Origin of the sequence: Parendozoicomonas verongulae, from assembly GCF_009711465.1 — a bacterium.
GTDB lineage: Bacteria > Pseudomonadota > Gammaproteobacteria > Pseudomonadales > Endozoicomonadaceae > Sansalvadorimonas > Sansalvadorimonas verongulae.
Window position 1 is genome coordinate 1 of sequence record NZ_SMME01000491.1, and the last position, 369, is coordinate 369.

The 369-nt window shown below is 52.0% G+C and carries 1 protein-coding gene; it reads right to left on the reverse strand.

Annotated elements, in window-relative coordinates; translation table 11 throughout:
- The coding region (locus E1189_RS24590; protein ID WP_230459919.1) for a hypothetical protein at window positions 1-192 on the reverse strand (192 nt) is incomplete at its 3' end.
- Window positions 193-369 lie beyond the last annotated feature (177 nt).

Below are 369 nucleotides of genomic sequence, written 5' to 3' on the forward strand. Positions count from 1 at the left end.
AACCAGTCTTTCACCCAATCCGGCGATCTCGTCAAACACAAGCGCACCCACAATGGGGACAGGCCCTTTGTCTGTGTCCAGTGCAACAAGTCTTTCACCACATCCGGTAAGCAAGCACAAACGTATCCACACAAGGGACAGGCCGTTCACAAACGTATCCACACAGGGGACAAGCGACACAAGCGCATCCACTCAGGGGACAGATCCTTTATCTGTGACCAGGACGGATGCCACAAAACCTTTACCACATCCGGCAATCTCACCAGACACAAACGCACCCTGCACAACAGGAAAAATGAGTGACACGGTCTGTCCCTTACACACGATTCCCTGGAAGAGCAAGAGACTGCCAGTTACGTTGCTATCTTC